Raw genomic sequence first — 474 nt, 5'->3', positions numbered from 1 at the left:
TCATAGGCTGGCGGTACGATATCTGGTCGTACCGCCAGCCTATGATGGTCCACTTCCCGAGGGTGGTTTTTTTGTAGCGCGGTCGAAGACAAACCGCGTTCTGTATGCGGCGCGGTCCTTTCTGACCGACAACGACCCGAAGCCCACTGCCGAGTTGATCAAGAAATCGCTCAAGATATACCCTTACACCCCAGGAGGCGTTGGCACGAGCATCGCGACCGCGCTCCAGGGCGATGTCAAACTGGAAGTGGGTCCGGCAATTCCGGAGACGAAATTCGTCGAAGCGAGCGGAAAATCGTTCAACACCATCCCGCCGACCGACGACTCGTTCTTCGAGATGATCGACGCCAATATTCAGGACGAACCCGCCACCTCCTACAATCCCGAGCTTGCAGGGCAGTTGGCAGCGATTGGCATTGTGAAGGGTAAGGAATTCAAGCCGGACGACCGCATGAAGAAGATACTGACCGATGC

1 protein-coding gene is annotated in these 474 nt (G+C 56.3%); it reads left to right on the top strand.

Annotated elements, in window-relative coordinates; all coding sequences use genetic code 11:
- On the top strand, positions 1 to 474 hold a 474-nt coding region (locus tag AF337_RS04585), incomplete at both ends, for a DUF1254 domain-containing protein (protein ID WP_152970903.1).

The organism is Rhizobium ecuadorense (assembly GCF_001187535.1).
Lineage (GTDB): Bacteria > Pseudomonadota > Alphaproteobacteria > Rhizobiales > Rhizobiaceae > Rhizobium > Rhizobium ecuadorense.
Note: the sequence above shows the minus strand (reverse complement) of the source record. Positions and strands in the feature narration are given on the sequence as shown.